Annotated in this window: 8 protein-coding genes; 4 read left to right on the forward strand and 4 right to left on the reverse strand. The window is 64.0% G+C overall.

From position 1 onward, the window contains the following. Window positions 1-173 precede the first annotated feature (173 nt). Window positions 174-356 (forward strand): hypothetical protein, encoded by a 183-nt coding sequence (locus ACYPYD_RS21040; RefSeq protein WP_156799939.1) that lies wholly within the window; start codon window positions 174-176, stop codon window positions 354-356. 192 nt (window positions 357-548) lie between these two features. Here ACYPYD_RS21040 and ACYPYD_RS21045 read toward each other — a convergent pair whose 3' ends face one another. From ACYPYD_RS21045 to ACYPYD_RS21055, 3 genes are all read right to left on the reverse strand, one after another. Then, entirely contained in the window at window positions 549-749 is a 201-nt protein-coding gene (locus tag ACYPYD_RS21045) for a hypothetical protein (protein ID WP_459665279.1), read from the reverse strand. A gap of 137 nt (window positions 750-886) precedes the next feature. Further along, window positions 887-1,399, reverse strand: a complete 513-nt coding sequence (locus ACYPYD_RS21050; RefSeq protein WP_459665280.1) for a hypothetical protein — start codon at window positions 1,397-1,399, stop codon at window positions 887-889. 328 nt (window positions 1,400-1,727) lie between these two features. After that, window positions 1,728-2,195 (reverse strand): Lrp/AsnC family transcriptional regulator, encoded by a 468-nt coding sequence (locus tag ACYPYD_RS21055; protein WP_036525294.1) that lies wholly within the window; start codon window positions 2,193-2,195, stop codon window positions 1,728-1,730. 126 nt (window positions 2,196-2,321) lie between these two features. Between ACYPYD_RS21055 and alr the strand changes: the two genes are divergently transcribed. The 3 genes from alr to ACYPYD_RS21070 are packed head-to-tail and all read left to right on the forward strand — an operon-like array spanning window position 2,322 to window position 5,068. Beyond that, on the forward strand, window positions 2,322-3,440 hold the full coding sequence (gene alr / locus ACYPYD_RS21060; RefSeq protein ID WP_008828690.1) for an alanine racemase: 1,119 nt from the start codon (window positions 2,322-2,324) through the stop codon (window positions 3,438-3,440). Continuing rightward, entirely contained in the window at window positions 3,437-4,687 is a 1,251-nt protein-coding gene (locus ACYPYD_RS21065) for a D-amino acid dehydrogenase (protein WP_459665282.1), read from the forward strand. Before alr ends, ACYPYD_RS21065 begins: the two co-directional genes overlap by 4 nt. A gap of 33 nt (window positions 4,688-4,720) precedes the next feature. Further along, window positions 4,721-5,068, forward strand: a complete 348-nt coding sequence (locus ACYPYD_RS21070) for a RidA family protein (protein ID WP_459665283.1) — start codon at window positions 4,721-4,723, stop codon at window positions 5,066-5,068. A gap of 22 nt (window positions 5,069-5,090) precedes the next feature. Here the strand turns inward: ACYPYD_RS21070 and ACYPYD_RS21075 are convergent, their stop codons facing one another. Next, window positions 5,091-6,272 (reverse strand): SGNH/GDSL hydrolase family protein, encoded by a 1,182-nt coding sequence (locus ACYPYD_RS21075; RefSeq protein ID WP_459665285.1) that lies wholly within the window; start codon window positions 6,270-6,272, stop codon window positions 5,091-5,093. Between the last annotated feature and the right edge of the window lie 160 nt (window positions 6,273-6,432).

Below are 6,432 nucleotides of genomic sequence, written 5' to 3' on the forward strand. Positions count from 1 at the left end.
CTCCCATACGGGCCCGCAGCCTCCGGTGCTGCATCAGAGGCCGGACAGATGGCAGCATCCGACTACGTGCCTATTCTCCCGAATACCGCTTGCGTTCGTGCGGGCGTCCACAGATGGGTAGCGGACCGAAGGATTGCTAGCGTTCCTCGTTCTTTCGCTATGGGGCTAATCGAATGGCCATCGAGAAGTCGAAAATTTTGAAGATGGGCATCCCTCTCGCCGGGTCCACATTTATTTTAGCTCTTGAATGCTTTCGCTACGGGCTCTCATGGCGCATCCTTGCTACACTAGGAGTCTTTGTTGGCAGCTACTTCCTCGCCTCAATTATTCTTGGTCGGAAAGCCAATCGACTATGACGGCCTGACACAGGCCCTTGCGGCTATCGTGGTCACGAACGGGCTCGTCCACACAGGGGCGCGGGCGGTCAGGCAGCCTTTCTTCGCGGGCGGGCGGAAACGGACAAGCGGGAATGGAGCGCGGCCCCCGGCCCCTAAAGGACCGAAAGGGGTGGAGATCGGTCGTGGCGCAGGAACGATGTCGACCGCGCTTTATGAGCCCGGCTTACCCCAATGGCCGGGGTGCCTATCATTAAACTCAGCGCCGAAAATCCTGATCGCTTCTCTAAGAAGCTCTTGGCCCGCCTCGGAATAACCCGAGAGGCTGGCGTCATCCTCCAGCCCCATGAGTGCTGTCATGAAGTAGCCGTAGTAATCAGCAGGCGTGTCTTTGCTCGGATTCTCGGCCATCATCCTACATAGATGCCAGTAGGCACTATCGTCCGCAACGGGGCGTGTTCGGTCAGGCCGGTTTTCTTCGCGTGCGGCGAGCACCGGACGGGCCGCTATAGAGCGAGGCGCTCAGCGGCCGGAATGGCGAAAACGGGTGGTTAGTTGCCATCCGCGACAGACATCTCATCCGTAGCCAATCCGCTTGGTTGGGCGTCTAATCGAGGCAAATTTTCGACCCTACCGTCTTCACGAATTCGAAATCGGCCTCCCCCATAACCTCCACTGCTAGCTGTTTCCACCTCGTAGATGACTCCAACCTTCAGAGGCTTCGCTTCAACACCCTTTGCAGTGGGCTCAGAATATTTAAACGGCTCGCCCTTCAGCTTCTGCCCATAAAATATCGGGAAAGCGTTCAAACAATCATCGACGGCGTAATCTTTATACCAAAATACGCCGTTACGAACCAAACCGGGATCGTCATCCGCCCCCGCTGATGCCATTGCTTTTTCGTTACGAGCCGTTTGCACATGAATACTTCTGATGCAATCGGCGCTGCGCTGTGAGCGTGGATCAACAATGAAGGCGATGCGACCGCCAATTTTTATAGCGCGCAGGTCGTAGGTATACGAACAGCCAGATAACGCGAAGGCGCAGAAGATGCCGCCCACCATGATTAATCGCCGCATTGGCTAAAGGTGTGCTGAAATCAGAACGACCGCAAGGGGGCGCTTCCGGAAAGTCCGCTTTCCTACAAACATCGCTGTCCGATACCTTGCGGGCTATGACCGGCTCGTCCATCTCTATCCGCAAAAGGTTACACTGCAAGGCTACACATCGTCTTCGCAAGGTGACACATCGCGCGCCAAAGGTGTCACCTTGCCCCCTTCAAGGTGACATTTTCTGACACAAGGTGACACGTTTTCTCTGGACGGTGTAAACCGTGTAAACCCTGTCACCTTGTGAGAAAGGCCATGGTGGACGATCGATCGGGAAGGAGCGCTATTTTCGCGCGCGCCGCGGACGCATGGCGTCGCGCATCGCGAAGCTGGAGTTGATGCGGGTGACGCCCGGAAGTCGCGACAGGACCTCCCCGTGGATCGCCTCATAGGCGGCAACGCTTTCCGTGCGCAGCCGCAGCCAGTAATCGACGTTGCCCGTCATCAGGAAGCATTCGCGCACTTCGGGACACTGCCGCACCGCGTTTTCGAAACGCGACAGGTAATCCTCGGTCTGGCGGTCCAGCGTGACCTGCACGACGATATCGACCCCGCGCTCGTCATCGTCTTCCGGCCCGGTGAGCACGGTGTAGCCGCGAATGACGCCGCGGTCCTCGAGCAGGCGGATACGGCGCAGGCACGCGGACGGCGAAAGGCCGACTTCCTCGGCGATCTCGGAATTGGGCCGCCTGCCGTCGAGACGCAACAGGCGGATGATCGCGCGATCCACGGGGTCGGAGGTCACTGGCATGATCTTGTGATTTGTCCGCATTATCGTGTGCAAGGCCGCATAATGTGGCACAATATACATACATTCGGCAGCCTATTCGCTTCGTTATGCGATACGATGCATTAATCGGATCGCCAAGGGGGCTTCGTGATCACCGCTGCACGCCTGACCATCGACCTGGAGGCTCTGGCCGCCAACTACCGCCTGATCCGCGACCGCGTCGTGCCTGCGCAGACGGGCGGGGTGGTCAAGGCGGACGGCTATGGCCTCGGCGCGGTGACGGTCGCGCGCACGCTGATGGCCGAAGGTTGCCGCCATCTCTTCGTCGCCCTGTTCAGCGAGGCGGAAGCGCTGATGCCGCAACTGGAGAGCGGGGCCGAAGTCTACGTCCTCAACGGCCTTCTTCCCGGACTGGAACCGCGGTGTGCCGGGCTTGGCGCGATCCCGGTGCTCAATTCGCTGGACCAGGTCTCGCGCTGGTCGGCGCAGGCGCGTCAGAGTGGCCTGGCATTGCCTGCGGTCCTTCAGATCGACACGGGCATGTCGCGCATGGGCCTGCCGCCCGAGGAGGTGGAGCACCTGATCGCCACGCCGGCTTTGCTCGACGGTATCGAACTGCGCTTCCTGATCAGTCATCTGGCCTGCGCCGACGATCCGGAAGATCCGGCGAATGCGGCGCAGGAAGCGCTTTTCAACACCATCGCCGCGCGGTTCCCGCAGGTGCCTCGGGCGCTCGACAACAGCGGGGGAACGTTCCATCGACGCGGGCATTTCGACCTCGTGCGCGCAGGTATCGCCCTTTACGGCGGCAATCCCGGGACCGGGCCGAACCCGATGCAGCCGGTCGTAGGGCTGGAGGCGCCGATCGCGCAGTTGCGTACGATCCCTGCGGGAACCGGTGTCGGCTACGGCCTGACATTCCATGCCGCACGAGAGACGCGGATCGCGACGATCCCAGTCGGCTATGCCGACGGCTGGCCGCGCTGCCTCGGCAATCGGGGCGCGGCCTACGTCGCCGGAGTGCGGGCACCGATCGTCGGGCGGGTCTCGATGGACAGCATCACGCTCGACGTCACCGACGTGCCTGCCGGGCATTTGTATCCCGGCGCTCCAGTCGAACTGATCGGCCCGAACCAGAGCTTAGACCAGGTCGCGGCCGATGCCGGGACCATCTCCTACGAAATCCTGACCCAGCTCAGCCGCCGCTACGACCGGGATTATCTTCCGGTTCGTGCGCCCGCCCTCGACCGGAGCACCATCGCATGAAGATCGCCATTCTCGGCAGCGGCGTTATCGGCGTCACCTCGGCATGGTATCTGGCCAAGGCGGGCCATGAAGTCACCGTGATCGACCGGCAGGATGGCCCCGCGCTGGAGACCAGCTTCGCCAATGCCGGGGAGATTTCGCCGGGCTATGCCTCGCCTTGGGCTGCTCCTGGCATTCCGATGAAGGCGGTCAAGTGGCTGATGATGAAGCATGCGCCGCTGATCCTGCGGCCCCATGCCGACATGGCCATGCTGCGCTGGCTCGTCGCCATGCTGGGCAACTGCAACGCGCGCGACTACGCGATCAACAAGAGCCGCATGGTGCGCCTCGCCGAATTCAGCCGCGACTGCCTGATCGCGCTGCGCGGGGAAACCGGCATCCGCTACGACGAGCGCAGCCGGGGCACCTTGCAGCTCTTCCGCGAGCAGAAGCAGCTCGACGGCATCGGCAAGGACATCGCCGTGCTGCAAGCTGATGGAGTGCCTTTCGAGGTGCTCGACCGCGCAGGCTGCATTGCCGCCGAGCCGGGTCTTGCGGCCAGCACGGCGCCGATCGTGGGCGGGCTGCGCCTGCCCAATGACGAGACGGGGGACTGCTTCAAGTTCACCAATGCGCTGGCGGCGATGGCGGCGGCGAAGGGCGTCGAATTCCGTAATGGAATCAACATCCAGCGGCTGGTCGAGGAGGGTGGCCGGATCGTCCGGGTGGAGACGGACGCGGGCAGCGTCTCCGCCGACGTGTTCCTTGTCGCGATGGGCAGTTTCTCGCCGCAGCTGGTGGCGCCGCTGGGCCTTCGTCTGCCGGTCTATCCAGTCAAGGGCTATTCGCTGACGGTGCCGATCGTCGATGAGGCGCGGGCACCGGTCTCCACCCTGCTGGACGAGAGCTACAAGGTTGCGATCACTCGCCTCGGAGATCGTATCCGTGTTGGCGGAATGGCGGAAATCTCAGGATTTTCCCGCGACCTGCCGCCCGAGCGGCGCGCCACGCTGGAGCATTCGGCGGGCTCGCTGTTCCCCGGTGGCGGCGATCTGGAGGCGGCGAGCTTCTGGTGCGGACTGCGCCCGATGACGCCCGACAGCACCCCGGTGATCGGCCCGACGCGCATCCCGAACCTGTTCCTCAACACCGGACACGGCACGCTGGGCTGGACCATGGCCTGCGGTTCGGCCCACGTCATTGCCGATCTCATCGGCGGTCGTCGCCCCGCGATCGAGGCTTCCGATCTCGCCATCAGTCGCTACTGAGCGGCACCCAACGGCACCCAGGAGGACCATAACATGACTCTAACCCGCATCGACCAGGGCCACCGCATGAGCGAAGCGGTGGTCCATGGCGACACCATCTACCTCGCCGGCCAGATCGGCAATCCGGGTGAGAGCGTCGCAGAGCAGACCCGCGTTGCGCTCGCCGAGATCGATGCATTGCTCGCCCGGACCGGTAGCGACCGCGACCACTTGCTCTCGGCCACGATCTGGCTCGCCGACATGGCCGACTTCGCGGAAATGAACGCGGCCTGGGACGCATGGATCGCCGGGCACCCCGCACCCGCCCGCGCGACCGGCGAGGCGAAGCTGTTCGAGCCCGGCTACAAGGTCGAGATCATCATGATCGCCGCCAAGGCGTAACCGCGCCGCGCATGAGCGCTTGTCAGGGCAGGCGCCTCAGCGTGGCGAGATCGATGGCGTCGCCCATCGCCTTCAGCCCGGCGTCGTTGGGGTGGAGGTGGTCGCCCGGATCGAATTCGGGCCGCAGGTCGGCGGGCGCGGCGGGGTTGCGTACCGCAACCTCGAAATCCACGATCCCGTCGAAGACCTTGCCGCTACGGATCGCGGCGTTGACCGACTGGCGCACCCGCTCCTTCACCGGCGACATGTACCCGGCGCGCAGAGCGGGCGTCATCGTGCCGCCGATCACCTTGATCCCCAGTGCATGGGCGCGTTCGACGAATTGGCGGTAGCCGTAGAGCAGTTGCTCCGCCGTCACCGCATCGGGGCCGGTTTCCGTGCCTGCGCCGATGTCGTTGATGCCTTCGAGGAAGATCACGTGAGTAACGTTCGGCACGCTCGCCACGTCGCGCCAGAAGCGGTCGAGTGCGGACGTCGCGCGGCCCGCTTTCAGCACCCGGTTGCCGCTGATCCCCATGTTGACGACACCGCAGCGCTGGACGGCGGGAAGGGCGGCGAGGCGCTCGGCCAGGCGCCCCGGCCATCCGCGCGTCTGGGGTGACAGGCCGAGAAACCCGTCGGTGATCGAATCCCCGAATGCGACCACGGTGCAGGGGGTCTGTGCAGAACGCACCGATACCAGCGAGAGATAGGGCCGTACCTTGATCGGGGTGAAGGTCGCCCCCGGCGTCGCGGGCGCGAAGGCCATCTCCATGCCGAGATTGGTGCGCCCGGGCCGCGACGGGGTGGAGAACGTCACGCTGACGATCACGTCCTGCGCATTGTGAAACGGCGCCAGGATCGGGTCGCTGATCACCGTCCCGCCCTTGGGCAGCGCCACGGCGGGTAGCCCGGAGAACCGGATCGGATGCACTGGGTTGGTCCCGATTTCCGTGCCCACCGGCCCGGAGGGGCTGGCGATCGTCACCGCGCCTATGGCGAGCGGCTTGTCACCTTCGGCATTGCTGAAAGTGAGCTGCATCGCGTCGCCCGCCTGCGTCAGCCGCACGCGGTAGCGATAGGTCCCGGCGGGCTGCTCGGGCTCGTTCGCGCCGCTGTCGGCCGGGGCATAGCCCCATGCGCCCGCCCACTTCGGGGCTGCATGGGCAGGGGCGGAAATCAGGGCAGCGCCGCAGAGGGCGGCCAGAAACGTCGCGGTCTTCATGCCGCCTCTCTTGTCGGACCGGTGCGCCGCTTGTCCAGTCCTGTTTCATCGCATTGCAAGTGGATGAGCGAGGTGGCTGCGCCACCTCGCTCGCCTGGTTCAGAACCGCTTGGTCACTTCCACCATGACCGTACGAGGCAGGGTGCCGAAGCCCAGCTGG

The sequence above is a fragment of the Novosphingobium sp. 11B genome (genome assembly GCF_054589055.1).

What these genes read in the sequence shown, in the direction of transcription:
- ACYPYD_RS21040 (WP_156799939.1), top strand. Translation starts at nt 174, where the DNA reads ATGGCCATCGAGAAGTCGAAAATTTTGAAGATGGGCATCCCTCTCGCC.
- ACYPYD_RS21045 (WP_459665279.1), bottom strand. Translation starts at nt 749, where the DNA reads ATGATGGCCGAGAATCCGAGCAAAGACACGCCTGCTGATTACTACGGC.
- ACYPYD_RS21050 (WP_459665280.1), bottom strand. Translation starts at nt 1,399, where the DNA reads ATGGTGGGCGGCATCTTCTGCGCCTTCGCGTTATCTGGCTGTTCGTAT.
- ACYPYD_RS21055 (WP_036525294.1), bottom strand. Translation starts at nt 2,195, where the DNA reads ATGCCAGTGACCTCCGACCCCGTGGATCGCGCGATCATCCGCCTGTTG.
- ACYPYD_RS21065 (WP_459665282.1), top strand. Translation starts at nt 3,437, where the DNA reads ATGAAGATCGCCATTCTCGGCAGCGGCGTTATCGGCGTCACCTCGGCA.
- ACYPYD_RS21070 (WP_459665283.1), top strand. Translation starts at nt 4,721, where the DNA reads ATGACTCTAACCCGCATCGACCAGGGCCACCGCATGAGCGAAGCGGTG.
- ACYPYD_RS21075 (WP_459665285.1), bottom strand. Translation starts at nt 6,272, where the DNA reads ATGAAGACCGCGACGTTTCTGGCCGCCCTCTGCGGCGCTGCCCTGATT.